At 75.6% G+C, this 14,706-nt stretch carries 12 protein-coding genes; 2 read left to right on the forward strand and 10 right to left on the reverse strand.

The genetic code is table 11. The features are described 5' to 3' along the window. Window positions 1–12: 12 nt before the first annotated feature. From Cs7R123_RS00815 to Cs7R123_RS00850, 8 genes are read right to left on the reverse strand one after another with little or no spacing between them, the layout of a single operon-like run. Entirely contained in the window at window positions 13–903 is an 891-nt protein-coding gene (locus tag Cs7R123_RS00815; RefSeq protein WP_212822624.1) for a hypothetical protein, read from the reverse strand. Next, on the reverse strand, window positions 900–2,090 hold the full coding sequence (locus Cs7R123_RS00820; RefSeq protein WP_212822625.1) for a cytochrome P450: 1,191 nt from the start codon (window positions 2,088–2,090) through the stop codon (window positions 900–902). Before Cs7R123_RS00820 ends, Cs7R123_RS00815 begins: the two co-directional genes overlap by 4 nt. Continuing rightward, window positions 2,087–4,684 carry a PEP/pyruvate-binding domain-containing protein gene (locus tag Cs7R123_RS00825; protein WP_212822626.1) on the reverse strand — a complete coding sequence of 866 codons (2,598 nt, stop codon included), beginning with the start codon at window positions 4,682–4,684 and terminating at the stop codon, window positions 2,087–2,089. Before Cs7R123_RS00825 ends, Cs7R123_RS00820 begins: the two co-directional genes overlap by 4 nt. Beyond that, window positions 4,681–5,283: a nitroreductase family protein gene (locus Cs7R123_RS00830; RefSeq protein WP_212822628.1), complete on the reverse strand. Its 603-nt coding sequence runs from the start codon at window positions 5,281–5,283 to the stop codon at window positions 4,681–4,683. The genes Cs7R123_RS00825 and Cs7R123_RS00830 overlap by 4 nt, the downstream gene beginning before the upstream one ends. After that, window positions 5,284–5,913, reverse strand: coding sequence for an isoprenylcysteine carboxylmethyltransferase family protein (locus tag Cs7R123_RS00835; RefSeq protein WP_212822630.1), 630 nt, complete (start codon window positions 5,911–5,913; stop codon window positions 5,284–5,286). It abuts the gene before it with no gap. Next, window positions 5,910–6,308 (reverse strand): nuclear transport factor 2 family protein, encoded by a 399-nt coding sequence (locus tag Cs7R123_RS00840; protein ID WP_212822636.1) that lies wholly within the window; start codon window positions 6,306–6,308, stop codon window positions 5,910–5,912. Before Cs7R123_RS00840 ends, Cs7R123_RS00835 begins: the two co-directional genes overlap by 4 nt. Continuing rightward, window positions 6,302–7,372 (reverse strand): ketoacyl-ACP synthase III family protein, encoded by a 1,071-nt coding sequence (locus Cs7R123_RS00845; RefSeq protein ID WP_212822638.1) that lies wholly within the window; start codon window positions 7,370–7,372, stop codon window positions 6,302–6,304. The genes Cs7R123_RS00840 and Cs7R123_RS00845 overlap by 7 nt, the downstream gene beginning before the upstream one ends. Further along, window positions 7,369–8,205: an AfsA-related hotdog domain-containing protein gene (locus tag Cs7R123_RS00850; protein WP_212822640.1), complete on the reverse strand. Its 837-nt coding sequence runs from the start codon at window positions 8,203–8,205 to the stop codon at window positions 7,369–7,371. Before Cs7R123_RS00850 ends, Cs7R123_RS00845 begins: the two co-directional genes overlap by 4 nt. Window positions 8,206–8,395: 190 nt before the next feature. Between Cs7R123_RS00850 and Cs7R123_RS00855 the strand changes: the two genes are divergently transcribed. Continuing rightward, window positions 8,396–11,341 (forward strand): LuxR family transcriptional regulator, encoded by a 2,946-nt coding sequence (locus Cs7R123_RS00855; protein WP_212822642.1) that lies wholly within the window; start codon window positions 8,396–8,398, stop codon window positions 11,339–11,341. Here the strand turns inward: Cs7R123_RS00855 and Cs7R123_RS00860 are convergent. Beyond that, the gene (locus Cs7R123_RS00860) at window positions 11,284–12,660 is read right to left on the reverse strand and encodes an FAD-dependent monooxygenase (protein WP_212822644.1); all 1,377 of its coding nucleotides are present in this window, start codon (window positions 12,658–12,660) and stop codon (window positions 11,284–11,286) included. The two genes, Cs7R123_RS00855 and Cs7R123_RS00860, sit on opposite strands and share 58 nt — an antisense overlap. Window positions 12,661–12,881: 221 nt before the next feature. On the opposite strand from Cs7R123_RS00860, the gene Cs7R123_RS00865 reads away from it, so the two are divergent. Then, window positions 12,882–13,790 (forward strand): hypothetical protein, encoded by a 909-nt coding sequence (locus Cs7R123_RS00865; RefSeq protein ID WP_212822646.1) that lies wholly within the window; start codon window positions 12,882–12,884, stop codon window positions 13,788–13,790. Window positions 13,791–13,796: 6 nt separating this feature from the next. Here Cs7R123_RS00865 and Cs7R123_RS00870 read toward each other — a convergent pair whose 3' ends face one another. Next, window positions 13,797–14,666, reverse strand: coding sequence for an exodeoxyribonuclease III (locus Cs7R123_RS00870; RefSeq protein ID WP_212822648.1), 870 nt, complete (start codon window positions 14,664–14,666; stop codon window positions 13,797–13,799). Window positions 14,667–14,706: the final 40 nt, after the last annotated feature.

A 14,706-nucleotide genomic window follows, 5' to 3' on the forward strand; every position in this document is an offset into this window, starting at 1 on the left:
GCGGGCGCTGCCCTATCCGGTCAGCCCGGTCAGCGCGGCGACGACCGCGAACCCGCTGTAGGCCAGCAGCAGGTAGTACGCGGAGTAGCGGGCCTGCCACCGGTTGGCCGCGGGATCGCGGAAGCGCCGCAGCGCGGTCAGCGGCAGGGCGAGCGGCGCCAGCACCAGCAGCGTCCACCAGGTCCACGGCCGGGCGGCGGCCAGCACCAGCGCGGCCGCGGCGAGCGGGGTCAGCACGGTCAGGGTCAGGGTCGCGGGCAGGCCGATGAGGGTGACGTAGGTCCGCTCCCCCGGCCTGGGCGCCCGCACCGTCTTCTTGGCCAGCTCCAGGTGCAGCGCGGCCAGCACGCAGACGGCCACGGCGGTCCACACCGAACCGTCGGCCGGGTGGCCGGCCGAGTCGAGGTACCCGGCGTAGAGGTACAGGTGCAGCAGGATCTGCGCCGGGCAGCTGATCAGCAGGGTCAGCGGCACGTCGTCGCCGTCGGGCCAGCCCAGCCGGTGGTGCGCGGCCAGCACGAGCAGGGCGTAGGCGAGCTGCCCGGCGACCAGGGCCAGGGCGGGGCCGCGGCCGAGGTTGAGCGCGACGATGGCGGCGCAGCCGACGGCGTACAGGCCGAGCAGTTCGGCGGGGGTGACCACGCCGCGCGGCAGCGGCCGGTCCGGGCTGTGCACCCGGTCGTAGTCCAGGTCGCGGATGTCGTCGATCACCCGCATCAGCAGCAGGTTCACCATCAGGGTGACCACGGCGACCGCGGTGCCGGCGTCCGGATGCCAGCTGCCGGGGTTCGGGTCGACGACCGCGAAGAGCCCGGTCACCCCGACCGCCCAGCAGGTCGCGAACGTGACCGACAGCAGCGGCGGGTAGCTGCCGAGCACGTAGGTGCCCAGCCGCCGGATCACTCCCGGGGCCAGGTGACCGGCAGCCGATCCATGCTGCGCAGGAACATGCGGTCCCGCCATGTGACCTCCGTGGTGTCCAGATGCAGGTGGGGGAAGCGGCGCAGCAGCGTCGCGAGCGCGACCTGGAGCTCGACCCGGGCGTGCGGGGCGCCGAGGCACAGGTGGCGGCCGTAGCCGAAGCCCAGGTGCGGGTTGGGGCTGCGGTCGGGCCGGAACTCGTCCGGCTCGTCGAAGGCGGCCGGACAGCGGTTGGCGGCGTCGGTGAGCGGGACGACGACCTGGCCTGCGGCGATCACGGTGCCGGCCAGTGCCACGTCGGCCAGCGCCACGTGCGGCTGGCCGCCGGTGCCGGCGAACCACACCCAGCGCAGCAGTTCCTCGACCGCGGCCGGGATCTGCTCGGGGTGGGCGCGCAGCCGCGCCTGCAGGGCGGGGTCGGCCAGCACGTGGTGGGTGCACATGGCCAGGTGGTTGGCGGCGGTCTCACCGCCCGCCATCACCAGCCCGAAGGCCATCACGACCAGCTCGGTCTCCGACAGCGGCTCGGGTGCGGCCACCAGCGTGCCGAGCAGGTCGGCGGCCGGGGTGCCCGCGTCGGCGCGGCGGCGGCGGTCGCGGACCTGGTCGGCGAAGTAGCCGAACATGCGCTCCCGGGCGGCGGCGACCTCGGCCGGGTCGTACGCACCGGCCGACATCATCACGTCGACCCAGGGCTGCAACAGGTCGATGTCGGCGGCGGGCACGCCGACCAGCTCGCAGATCACCCGGTACGGCAGCGGCCGCAGGTATGCCTCGACCAAATCGACGGGCTGGTCGGCGGCGGCCACGGCGTCGAGCAGTTCGTCGGCGAGCTGCTGGATGCGGGGCCGGGCCAGCTCGGCCTGCCGGTGCGTGAACGCGGCCTGCACGGCGCGGCGGCGCGCCGTATGGGTGGGCGGGTCGCTGGTGACCAGGGCCAGTGAGGCGGAGTCGCGGGCGAACATGGTGCCGCCGCCCCAGGCCTCGCGGCTGAACCGGTCGTCGGACAGCACGGTGCGTACGTCGGCGTGGCCGGTGACCAGCAGCGCGGGATGGTCGCCGCGGATGCGCACCGGGATGAGCGGCTGTTCGCGGTACCGGCAGGCGTAGCCGGAGTCGAGGCCCACGCCGGGCAGGTCGGGGAACGGGAACTGCGGGGCGTCGGTCACGGCGTTCCTTCGACGATGCGGACGGTTCCGGCGGCACCGTCGATCTCGATGACGGCCCCGTCCGGGATGCGGCTGGTCGCCCCGGGGACGGCGACGACGGTGGGGATGCCCAGCAACCGGCCGGTGATCGCGGTGTGCGACAGCAGCGTGCCCCGCTCGACCACCAGGCCCTTGGCGGACATCATCAGGAACAGCCAGCCGGGGTCGGTCTCGCGGGCCACCAGGATGGTGCCCTGGCAGGAGCCCGCGGCGGTGTCGGGGCCGAGGACCAGCCGGGCGGGGGCCCGGACCACGCCCGGGGCGGAGCCGAGACCGCGCAGCTCGGCGGGGTCGGCGACGGGTTCGAGCACCGGGGTGGACCGGGCCAGCGCGTCGGCGAGCGGGATGCCCGGTTCGGTGGCGAGCAGGACCTCGCGGGCGGGGGCGGCGGTCCAGGCGTCGTGCTCGGCCCGGCGGACGGCGACCAGGCCGCGCAGGTCGGTGCCGGGCAGGGTGCCGTCGAAGGAGCCCAGCACCTCGGTGACGGTGAGGTGGCGTACGTCGGCGGGGTCGGCCAGGCGCCCGGCGCGGGCCAGCTCGGTGCCCAGGCGCCACATGACCTGCCGGGACAGCCCGTAGAGCTGGGTGCGGCAGAAGCGGGTGTCCTCGCGTGCCCGGATGGTGGCCCGGACGGTGGCGGCCAGCAGCCGCAGCACGGTGCGGCGCAGCGGGCCGCGGCAGTCGCGGGCCAGGTCCGCGCGCGCCTGCGCGGTGGCGCGGGCCTGCTCCTCGCGCAGCCGGGCCGTGGTCAGACCCTGCTGGACGTACGGTCGGACCAGGTCGAGGACGGTCCACGGGCGCTGGCGCGGGGTGGGTTCCTCCAGTTTGAGGTCGTGCATGGCCCGGTCGCCGTAGCGGCGCACGTAGTCGGCGGCGGCATCGGCCACCGGCTGCCCGTGGCGGCCCGCGGTCAGGTCGCGCCACAGCGGCTCGGCGGCGTCTCCCGCCAGCAGGGCGTCCTTCAGGGCGGGGACGGCGCTGATCCGTTCGGCCAGGTCGACGGCGGCGTGCACGGCGCGCAGCGACCGGTTGGGGCGGCCGCCGACGAGCAGGCCGGTGAGCAGGCGCCGGTCGGCGCCGGTCCACCGGGTCAGCAGCGCGGTGGTGGCACGGATCGCGAGCATGCTGTACACGGAGTTGGTGAGGGTGACGCCCCACCGGCCGGACACCTCGGTCCACATGCGGCGGTAGTGCTCGACCAGTTGCGGCGGGGTCAGGTCGGACAGGTCGCCCGCGGCGGCGGTCAGGCCGTCCCACCAGCGCAGGAAGGCCCGGACCTGGGCGGGGTGGCGCAGCGCGCGCAGGAGCAGCGGCGGCAGGCTGAGCCAGGCCCGGGTCTGGGACCAGCGCGGGGACTGCCGGGCGGGTCCGCGTACCCCCATGGCGTCCTCCCACAGCGGGCGGACCAGTTCGAACGCGGGGATCTGGCCGTGCAGGGCGTGCCAGGCGGCCAGGCGGTAGTAGATCCGGCCGTCGAGGAACGCGACCAGCTGCTCCAGGTGGTGGCGGTGCGCGTCGAACCTGCGGCGGGGCACGCCCATGCGCCGGTACAGGTCACCGAAGGCCCGCCGGTAGAACTCGGACGCCTGGGAGTACGTGAGCACCGACGACACCCCGGGATAGCTCTCGGTGATGTTGTGGTTGCACCAGTACTCGGGCGCGGCGGTGACCAGCGGCCGGGCCTGTACGAGGTGGACGGCGCCGTCCTGCGTGATCACGCCTTCGATGTCCTGCGGGCCGCCGAAGGCCTGCTCGACCCGGGCGGCCAGGGCCGCGATGTGCCGGGCCTCGGCGTCGGCCAGCACCGGCGCGTCGGCGAGCGCGGCCGGGACCTCGCACACCTCGGGCTCGTCGCCGCCGTCGCGCGGCGGGCCCACCATCCGCTGCTTGCGGACCGGTTCGGCGGTCACCCGGCGGCCGGTGACGAAGAAGTGGTCGACGTCGGCCTTCTCTTGCACGATGCCCTCGCCGATGCCGTGGGCGGCCGCGATGACGGTCCGGCGGGCACTGTCGCGGGGATCGCGGGTGAAGGCGACGAACGACCTGGTGCCGGGCACCATCCGCTGTACGCCGACGGCGATGCGGGTCGCCGTGGGGTCCAGGCCGCGCCACAGCCGGTAGGCCACGGCCCGGTCGGTGAACGCCGACGCCCAGCAGTCGGCGACGCGGCGCAGCAGGTCGTGGCGGGGCACGTACAGGTAGCTGTCGCTCATGCCCGCGAACGGGTCGGCGCCGTCCTCGCCGCCGTGGCCGCCGGGGGCGGGCACGGCGCAGGCCCGTACCGCGACCAGGGCATCGGGGCCGAACACGGTGTCGAACGCGGTCAGCACCTGCGGCGGGACGGCGGCCCGGCGCAGCGCGGCGGCCGCGTCGGCGCACCATCCGGCGGGGTCGCCGGGGCGCGGCGGCGGCGCCACCGCCGCCAGCGCGTCGTCGAACGCGGCGGCGGGCAGGCAGAACAGCTCCGGCACCGGCAGCCCGTCGGCCCGCATCCGCTGGAGCCGGGCGAACTTGTGGCCGAGCTGCGCCGGGTCGCCGACGGCGTGACTGATCACGGGGTGTTCCACCCGTCGAGGTGGACGACGGCGTGCAGCGGGAGCCGGGCGGCGGCCCGGAAGGTGCCGGTGGTGTGCGCGGTCGGGATGAGCGCGCCCTGCCGCACCCGGTCGGGCAGGTTGAGCAGGCGCGCGACCTCGGCTTCGCGGTCGAGGTGCACGGTCGTCCAGGCGGTGCCCAGGCCCCGGGCGCGGGCGGCCAGCATGTAGCTCCACGCGGCGGGCAGCAGCGAGCCCCACAGCCCGGCCTGGTTGCCGGCCGGCAGCTGCCCGTCGGGCAGTTCCAGGCACGGGATGACCAGGACCGGCACCCGGTGCAGCTGCTCGGCCAGGTGCCGGGCGCTGGCGAGTTCCCGGTGCGGACCCTGGGCGTCCGCCGGATAGCGGGCCTCGAACGCGGCGCGGTAGACGGCCCCGACGCCCTGGCGCAGCGCCGGGTCGGTGACCACGATGAAGCGCCAGTGCTGCCGGTTGCCGCCGGTGGGCGCCTGCACGGCCACCCGCAGGCAGTCGCGCACCAGGCCCAGGTCGACGGGACGGCTGAGGTCGAGGCGGCGGCGCACCGACCGGGTGGTGGTGAGGACCTCGTCGGCGTCCACTCACCACACCCCGGGGACGAGCCGGGGGTGGCCGGTGGCGTAGGCGGGGTAGCCGGGCATGTCCCACAGCACCCGCTCCTCGACCCGGATGCGCCAGAGCACGGCCGTCACCAGTGCGGCCAGGCCCGCCAGCGCGACGGGGTTCGCGAAGTACGCGACGAAGCCGACGTGGGCCAGCAGCATCCCGGCGTAGGCCGGGTGGCGCACCAGCCGGTACGGGCCGCTGGTCACCGCGACCTGGTCGGTGCGCATCGCCACGTGGTGGGAGTAGAACCGGCCGAGGGTGCGGATCGCGACCTCGCGCAGCGTGATGCCGCCCAGGAACACCAGCGCCGCGCCGACCGCGCGCACGGTTGCGGGCGGCCAGGCGGCGGGCAGCAGGATGGCGCTGCCGAAGGTGGCGATGCGGGCCAGCGCGTACGGCACCAGCGTGCGGACGTCCTTGAGCGGCACCGCGCCCCGGAACGTCACCGGCGCCTCGAACAGCAGCCAGCCCAGGTAAGCCCCGATCAGCGCGATGGCGGGCAGGTCGCCCCACCGCACGACCAGGCCCGCGACCAGCAGGACGACCGCGACGGCGAACAGTATCCGCGGCGCGCGCAGCAGCAGCCGCTCCCATGTCGGCGTCATCGCAGCCACCCTTCCGGCGGCTCGACCGCCTGGTCGAACACCGCCTGCCAGTACTCCCGGAACTCCGCGCAGCGGCCGTCGGGCGCGAACCGCATCCGGACGCAGCCGGCCGCGGTGCGCGGCGTGCCGGTGGCCGGGTCGTGCAGCACGCACCAGAACTCCACCACCGCCGCCGGTCCGGTCTCGGTGACCGGTCCGAACCAGATCCGGGCACCGGCCTGCCGGGCCAGCGTCGCGGCCCAGTGGGCGCTGATCGCGGCGGTGCCCCGGTACGGCGGCTCGAACGGGCCGCGGTGGTAGGCGGCGTCCGCGGTGAACAGGGCGGCGACACCCTCGGGGTCGCGGCGGCGCCACGCCGCCTCCAGCGCCGCGACCCAGCTCTGCGCGTTCACCATGCCCACTCCGGACGCTCGTCGATCGCCAGCACCGCGCAGCCCAGCGACGCGCCGGTGCCGTTGGCCATCATCAGTACGTGGTCGCCGGGCCCGACCTGCCCGGTCAGCAGCAGGTGCTCCAGCCCCGCGAGCTGGTCGCCGACCCCCAGGTGGCCCAGGCCCCGGCCGAACTCCAGCAGGCCGCGCGCGGGGTCGATGCCCAGCGGGTCGAGCAGGTGCTTGAGGTAGCGCTCGGTGCCCGCGAAGACGTGCAGGACCCGGGTGACCCGGTCGGCGGGCAGCTCCGCCTCGGCCAGCACCTGGCGGGCCAGGTCGGTGCGGGCGTCGCCCAGCCGGGTCAGGGCCTGCGACAGGGCGCCGGGGTGCTGCCGGTCGTAGTCGGCGAAGCGGCGGCCGAGCCGGAACGGCCGGTCGGGGCCGTGGGCGGGCGGGAACATCGGCTCGCCGCCGCGGTACAGCTCCTCCAGTTCCGACAGGGAACGGGTGGCGATGCTCAGCACGCGGGCGAAGCCGCCGCGGTTGGACAGCACCGCCGCGGTGGCCGCGTCGCCCAGCACCGAGCCGCGATGGGTGTTGCCGTTGTCGGCGTAGCGCCAGCGCAGCGCCGGGTCGGGACCGGTGGCGGGGTCCACCCCGAAGTTGTCGGCGCCGGTCAGCAGGGCCGCGCGGCGGCCGGGCACGGCCAGGTAGGCCGCGGCCAGGTCGAGGGCGTCGAGCATGCCGGCGCAGCCCTGGCGCAGCTCGATCGCCGGGATGCCGCGGCCGACGACCAGGCGCTCGACGTGGTGCTGAGGGCACCAGCAGTGCGGACCCTGCGGGAACGTGTCGGCGTACAGCAGCAGGTCGAGGTCGGTGGCGGGGACGCCGGAGCGGGCCAGCGCGGTCCGGGCGGCGTGCACGGCCATCTCGGCCGGCGGGGTGTCCCCGGCGACGGCCGCGCCGGTCCAGCCGTCGTGGTGCAGGTTGTCGGGGTCGTACCAGCCGCGCGCCGCCGCCGTTTCGGCGCTGAGCACCGGAGGCAGGTACGCGGCGAGCCCGGCGAGGAACAGCGCGTCGGGTCTCACGGGCGGCCCGCCGGGAAGCGGATCTTCTCGTACGCCCGGCGCGACATCGTGTGGGACCGGCACGTGATCGTACCGACCTCGCGACCGGACCCGGTGACCAGCGCGAAGGGGAACGAGGCCCGGCCGCCGCGCTCGGGCGGCGACGGCCGCCAGCGCAGCGTGAGAGCCTCGTCCCGGGGTGCCGCGCCCGGCAGGTCGGCGGTGACGTCGAGCCAGACCACCTGGGTGTCGGCGGGCCGTCCGTGCGCGACGTGGCCGAGCATGATGCACAGCTGCCTGGTCGCTTCGATGATCTCCTCCGGGGCGCGGCGGTCGCCGCAGTGCGCGAAGGCGTCCGAGGTGAGCACCGCGGCCTCGGCGACGTCGGCGTGCGGACGGCTCAGCTCGCCGACCATCACGTTGCGGTCGTGGACCCGGTGCACCAGGTGAGCCGGAGCGGGCCCGACGGCCGGGGGCGCCGTGTCGCCGGGGCCGGGCCGGCCGGGTGCGACGGCGAGCGTGCCCTCGCATACGGGCAGTCCCGCCTGCTCGGCGCGCAGCGCCCAGGCGTCGCGACCCGACGGTGCGCATTGCAGCGCGGTGGGCTCGGTGAGCTCGCAGAAGCGGGGGAAGCTCAGCGACAGCAGCAGCCGGTGCTCGGCCCAGGCCGCGGCCGGGTCTCCCGCGACGGCGCGGGCCAGGTCGAGCAGCCCCGCGACCAGGAGCATGCCGGGGACGTGGTCCAGCGGGTGGTCGAAGTAGAAGGGATGCTCCTGGTCCACGTGCAGGCGCGCGGTCCACGGCAGATGCGCCGCGGCGGGCTCGACGACGTCCCGGGCGGCGACTGCGGACACGCCGCGACCAGCATGAACTTGACCAACGGCCACAACGACTCCTTCGCCCGGATCATCGCGGGAGGAGGGCCACCGCTGATCGACTGTGCATTTTGGATCGAGTCACGAATCGATGTCAAGTTCCTCGATCAACAGGGCGTTACGGGATCGGGAAGTTACGGAACTCGATGACGGTGATTATTCTGGGGCGATGCCTGCCCGTTCCCCGATCCTGGTCGGCAGGCGGCGGGAACTCGGCCTGCTGGACACCGTCACCGATGGTGCGCGCCACGGGCGGGGCGGCGCGGCGTTCCTGCTCGGCGAGGCCGGCATCGGCAAGTCGCGGCTGCTCAACGAGTGCCTCTACCGGGCCAGCGCGGCGGGGATGCGTACGCTGCGCGGGCGCGGCAGCCCCACCGGCACCGACGTCGCGTTCCGGCCGCTGACCGAGGCGCTGTCGGCGCTCATGCGCACGGGCGGTCCCCCGGCCGCCGCCGACCTGGACCCCTACCGGCCCGCGCTGGCCCGGCTGATCCCCGAGTGGCGCACGGCCGGGTCCGCCCAGCGCGCCGACAGCATGCTCGAACTGTCCGAGGCGCTGCTGCGGCTGCTGGTCGTGCTCGGCCGCGACGGCGGTGCGCTGCTGGCGCTGGAGGACCTGCACGACGCCGACCCCGACACCGTCACCGTCGTCGAATACCTGCTCGACAACGTCGGCGACCTGCCGGTCGCGATCGTGGCGACGCTGCGCCCGGAACCGGGTCCGGCCACGGACGTGACCACGGCCGCCGGGCAGCGGCGGGCGGCCGCCGTGTGCCAGCTGGCGGCGCTCAGCGCCGACGAGACCGGCCAGATCGCGGCGGCCTGCCTGGACGTGGCGGCCGAACAGGTCCCCGGTGCGGTCGTGCGGCGGCTGGTCCGCGACGGCGCGGGAAACCCGTACCTCATCGAGGAGCTGCTCAGCGACATGGTCGACTCGGGCACGCTGCACGCCGTGGACGGGCGCTGGCAGCTCGACGGCGACCTCGGGGCCGCCGTGCCGCCGACGATCGTGCAGAACTACCGGCGCCGCCTGGACCGCCTCGGCCCGCAGACCCGCGAGCTGCTGATCACGGCGGCGGTGCTCGGGCAGCGGTTCGCGCTGCCGACCCTGCGCCTGGTCACCGGGCACGACGAGCGGCACCTGTTCCACCACCTGCGCGCCGCCGCCGACGCGTACTTCATCACCCCGGACGGTGCGGCGCCCGACTGGTACACGTTCCGCCACGCCCTGACCACCGACGCGATCCTGGCCGCGCTGATGCCGGGCGAGAGCGCCTCCATCGCCCGCGACGCGGCCGCGACCATCGAGGACGCCGATCCGGCGCCGTCGGACGAACGCTGCCTGCTGCTGGCCGACCTGCACCTCAAGGCGGGCCGCCCGGCGGCGGCGGCCCGGCACTACGCACAGGTCGGGCGCCGCGCCCTGGCCAGCGGGGCGGCCGGGACCGCCGAGGCGCTGCTCGACCGGGCATACCACCTGGCCGATCCACACGACCGCCCCGCCATCGCCGAGCAACTGATCCACGCCAGCGCCGGGCACGGGCGCCTCGACCAGGCGCTGGCCCTGATCGACGCCACCACGGCGGCCGGTGCCGCCCCGCTGGACCCGGCACGGCGGCTGACACTGCATACCCGGCTGGCCTGGACCGCGGTCACCTGCGACCGGATCGACGACGCGGCGGCCCAGGTCAGGGCCGCGCGAGCGCTGCTGCCGCCGTCGGCCGGGCCGCAGCACACCGCCGCACTGACCGTGGTGGAGGCCCACCTGGTGTTCCGGTCGGCACCAGCCTCCGATCACGACCCGCGGGCGGGGGCGGAGCAGCTCGCGCAGCTGGCCGCCGAGCAGGCCGAGCAGGGGGCGCTGCCCGAGGTCGCCTGCCAGGCTCTCCAGCTGCTGGCGCTGCTGGGCCGCGAGCGCGGGTTCGGCACCGCCGAGCGGTACCTCGAACGGATCCTCGCGCTGGCCGAGGAGCACGACCTGCCGGTATGGCGGATCGAGGCGCTGCTGCGGCTGGGCATCAACGACTTCATGCGTACCGGCGACACCGCCCGGCTGCGGCGGGCCCGCCAGTCCGCGTTCGACCTCGGCTCGATCGTGCTGGGGCACAACGCCGAGAGCGTGCTCGCGCTCAGCGCCGTGCTGGGCGCCGATCCGGCGACCGCCCAGGACATGATCGACCGGGGCCTGGACGCCACCGCGCGGCTGCGCATCGCCCACGACCACCGGTACCTGCTGCTGGTCGCGGCGGCGCTGGCGGCCCACCACGGGCGCCGCCGCGACATGGAGCGGCAGCTCGCGGCGTTCGCCCACGACGGGGGTGCCGCCTCGCTGCTGTATCCGCTGTCGCTGGGCCTGTGCCGGGCCGTGTGCGCGCTGCTGGAGGAGGACCGCGAACTGGCCGCGGCCGAACTGGCCGCGATGGTGGCGTGGGAGACCAGCAATCCGCAGGTGTACTACCTGTCCGGCCGCTACGGGCTGCACACGCTGCTGGAGGTCCTGGCCGATCGCGCGGGCGAGGCCGAGTACGCCGCGGCCGACGCGGCCCCGGCCGCGGAGCTGCGCTGGAACCGGCAGTTCCTGCTGCTGGCGCGGGCGGTGCTGCTGGGGCGGGAGGGCCGGGCCGACGAGGCGGTGCGGACGTTCGAGCTGGCGCAGGCTGCCGCCGAGCCGTTCCCGATGGCACGGGCGCTGGGCCTGCGGCTGACGGCCCCGGCCGCGATCGACGACGGGTGGGGTGATCCGGCGGGCTGGCTGCGTACCGCCGAGGAGTTCTTCCATGCCGCGCAGGTGCCCGCGGTGGTCGGCGCGTGCCGGTCGCTGCTGCGGCGCACCGGCGCGCGGGTGGCCCAGCGCCGCGACGGCCACGAGAACATCCCGGCGATCCTGCGCGAACGCGGCGTGACCGTACGCGAGTACGAGGTGTTCATCCAGCTCACCGACCGGCCCGGCAACCTGGAGATCGCGCGGCGGCTGTACATCTCGCCGCGTACGGTCGAGAAGCACGTGGCCAGCCTGATCGCCAAGATCGGCTGCCGGGACCGGGCCGACGTCTGCGACTACGCCGTGGCGCTGGCCGACCCGGAGCGGCCCCGACCGGCCGACCGGGCGCGCTGACCGCCGCGCCGCCAGCCGCGCAGCACCCGCAGCACCGTGCCCGGCCGCAGCAGTGCCGTCGGCGGGTCCACCAGGTTGAGCACGCGCAGGAACGCCGCGCCCAGTGCCGGGTCGGCGGTGGCCGCGGCGTGCAGCCGGTGCACGTACGCGTTGACGAACCGCACCTTGGCCGACCGGGGCCCGTCGACCCCCGGGAACCGCAGGTCGGTGCCGACCGCGATCGCCCACGGGCCGTCGATCAGCCGGGCGCTGCCGCGGAAGAACCGGCGGCTCAGGTCCGGGGCTCCCGTGGCGAGCAGGCGGCGCAGCAGCAGCGCCTCCAGCGCCGCGACCGTCATGCCCTGCCCGTAGATCGGGTTGAAGCTGCACAGGGCGTCGGCGACGACCAGGTAGCCGTCGGGGAACCGGCGCAGCCGCTCGTAGCGGCGGCGCACGCTGGCCGGGTAGCGCATGCTGACCGCGTCGGTCAGCGGCTGCGCGGACTTGACGATCTCGGCGACCTGGGGCGCGGCCAGGCTCTGCGCGAAGGCGAGCATCTCCTCGTCCTCGGTGGGCGGCTGCTCGCCGAGGACGCCGCTGAACGCGACCGCGATCCGGCCGTCCTGCTGCACCGCGACGATCCCGGCGCGCGGGTTGCCGGGCACCGCGTTGGTCAGCAGCCCGAGCATGCCGTCCAGGTGGTGCGGCTCGTGCTGGTACACCCGGGTCACGTAGGTGACGTCGACGCGCACCCGCTCCTCGGCCGGCACCGGGTAGCCCAGCTCCTCCAGCCACAGCGGGCTGCGCGAGGCGCGGCCGCACGCGTCGACGACCAGGTCGGCCGCGACCGCGCGCTCGGTGCCGTCGCGGTGGCGCAGCCGCACCCCGGTGACCTGCCGCCGGTCGGGGCCGGTCAGCAGCCCGAGCGCCTCGGTGGTGGTGGCGAACTCGACGCCGGGCAGCGCGGCCACGCGGGCGCGGACGGCGTGTTCGAGCAGCGGACGGCTCATGCCCGCGGCGATGAGCGCCGACGGCCGCTTGGCCATCAGGTAGCCGTCGTTGTACCAGTGGACCCGCCCGTGCAGGTCGACCAGCGGCACGGTGAGGTCGGCCAGCTCCTGGGTCAGGCCGGGGAACAGCTCCTCCAGCGCGTGGCGGCCGCGCGCGAGCAGGACGTGCAGCTGCCGTCCCTGCGGCACGCCGCGGCGGTCGGCCGCCGCGACGGGCAGGTCGTCGCGGTCCACGACGAGGACCCGGGCGTGGGTGTCGGTGAGGGCGCGGGCCGCGAGCAGGCCGCCCATGCTGGCGCCGATCACGACGGCCGTACGGTCGGAGCGCATGCCAAACGGTAGGCCGAACCGGACCCGGCCCGCCCCTTCCAGCGTGCGCACCCCTACCCCTCCACATTGATCGACCGAGTTGCCGGGCGATCGGGCGTTGGGAGGGGACGGAAGTGCCCGACTGCCCGGCAACTCGGTCGATCTTGGCGTGGCCGGGATCGGACGCGGCGGGCTGGGCCGAACTCCGCCGCACCGGACGCCGGTCTGCTTAGGTGGTGGTGATGGCGGGGGCGATTCTGGACAAGGCGACGGGCCTGCTGGACCGGCGGTTCGTGCTCAACGTGCTCGGGCCGAGCCTGGTGTTCTGGAGCGCGCTCGCCGTGCTGGTCGCGCAGGGCACCGGCTGGTCCCGGTGGGGCGCGCTGTGGCGCGGACTGAGCGGGCTGGAACAGGCGTACGCGGCGGGCGGGGTGCTCGCCCTGGTGATGATCTTCGGAGCGGCGGCGGGCAGCCAGATCGTCGGCCTGACCCGCCTGTGGCAGGGGTACTGGCCCAGCCCGCTCGGGCGGGCGATGGCCGGACGCGGCATCCGGCGGGAGCGGCGCCGCCGCGACCGGCTCGACCCCGCGACGCACGACGGCTACCAGCGCCGCTACTACGGGTTCCCGCCGCGCTCGGACGAGGTCCTGCCGACCCGGCTGGGCAATGTGCTCCAGGCGGCGGAGGCGTACTCCGGCGACGAGGCGCGCTACGGCGCCGACGCCGCGTTCTTCTGGCCCCGGCTGTACCTGGTCCTGCCCGCCGACATCCGGACGGCGGTGGACCAGGCCCGGTCGCGGCTGGGCATGTTCGTGATGATGGCCAGCCTCGGGACCGCGTTCCCGCTGCTCGGGCTGGTGCCGGTACTGCTGCTGGGCACGGCGTGGACGCTGTGGGCGGCCCTGTCGGCGGCCGCGGTCGTCACGGCGGTGGTGGCGTACCGGGGTTCGGTCCGGGCCGGGGCGGCCTTCGGCGACCTGGTGCGGTCCTGTTTCGACCTGCACCGGCGAACGGCGCTGCGGCAGCTGGGGCTCGCCGTGCCGACGACACTGGAGCAGGAGCGGCGGCTGTGGCGGGCGCTGCGCCGGCAGCTCTACCGGCGCGGGCCGGGCGAGCCGGGATTGGAGTTCCGGCCCGACCCCGCGCCGTAGCCGCCGTCAGCTGGGGCTGCTCGGGCCGGCCGACCGGGCGCCGCGCCGGGTCGCCGGGGCCGACGGGGGCGGCACGACCGGGCCGATGTCGCCGTCGGGCGCCTCGTCCAGGTCCACGACCACCGGGGCGTGGTCGCTGGGGCCGGTGCCCTTGCGCGCGTGCCGGTCCACCCATGCGGCCCGGACCCGGTCGGCGACCGGCGCCGAGGCCAGGATCAGGTCGATGCGCATGCCGAGGTCCTGGTGGAACATCCCGGCGCGGTAGTCCCAGTACGTGAAGACCCGCTGGGTGGGCCACCGGTCGCGGACCACGTCACGCAGGCCCAGCGATTGCAGGTCGGCCAGCGCCGCCCGCTCGGCGGGCGTGACGTGGGTGCTGCCGACGAACGCGGCCGGGTCGAACACGTCGGCGTCGGTCGGGGCGATGTTGACGTCGCCGCAGACCACGGCCGCCTGCGGCCCGGCGGCGACGGCCTGGCGCAGGGCGGCCAGCCAGGCCAGCTTGTACCGGTAGTGGTCGGAGTCGGGGGTGCGCCCGTTCGGGACGTACACCGAGTGCACCCGCACCCCGCCGCAGGTCGCGGCGACCGCGCGGGCCTCCGGGTGCGGGAACCCGGGCGCGCCGGGCAGGTCGGTGGCCACGTCGTCCAGACCGGCCCGGGACAGGATCGCCACGCCGTTCCAGCGGCCCTCGCCGTGGGAGACGAACTCGTACCCCCTGGCGGCCAGTTCCGGGCCGAGCAGCTCGCCGAACGCGTCGTCGGCCAGTTTCGTCTCCTGTAGGCAGACGACGTCGGGCTGCCGCTGGTCGAGCCAGGGCAGCAGCCGGGGCAGCCGCTGCTTCGCGGAGTTCACGTTCCACGTCGTCACGCGCACCGTACCCACGCTACGCGGTCCGGGCGCGGCGGCGGGCGGG

The sequence above is a fragment of the Catellatospora sp. TT07R-123 genome, from assembly GCF_018327705.1.
GTDB lineage: Bacteria > Actinomycetota > Actinomycetes > Mycobacteriales > Micromonosporaceae > Catellatospora.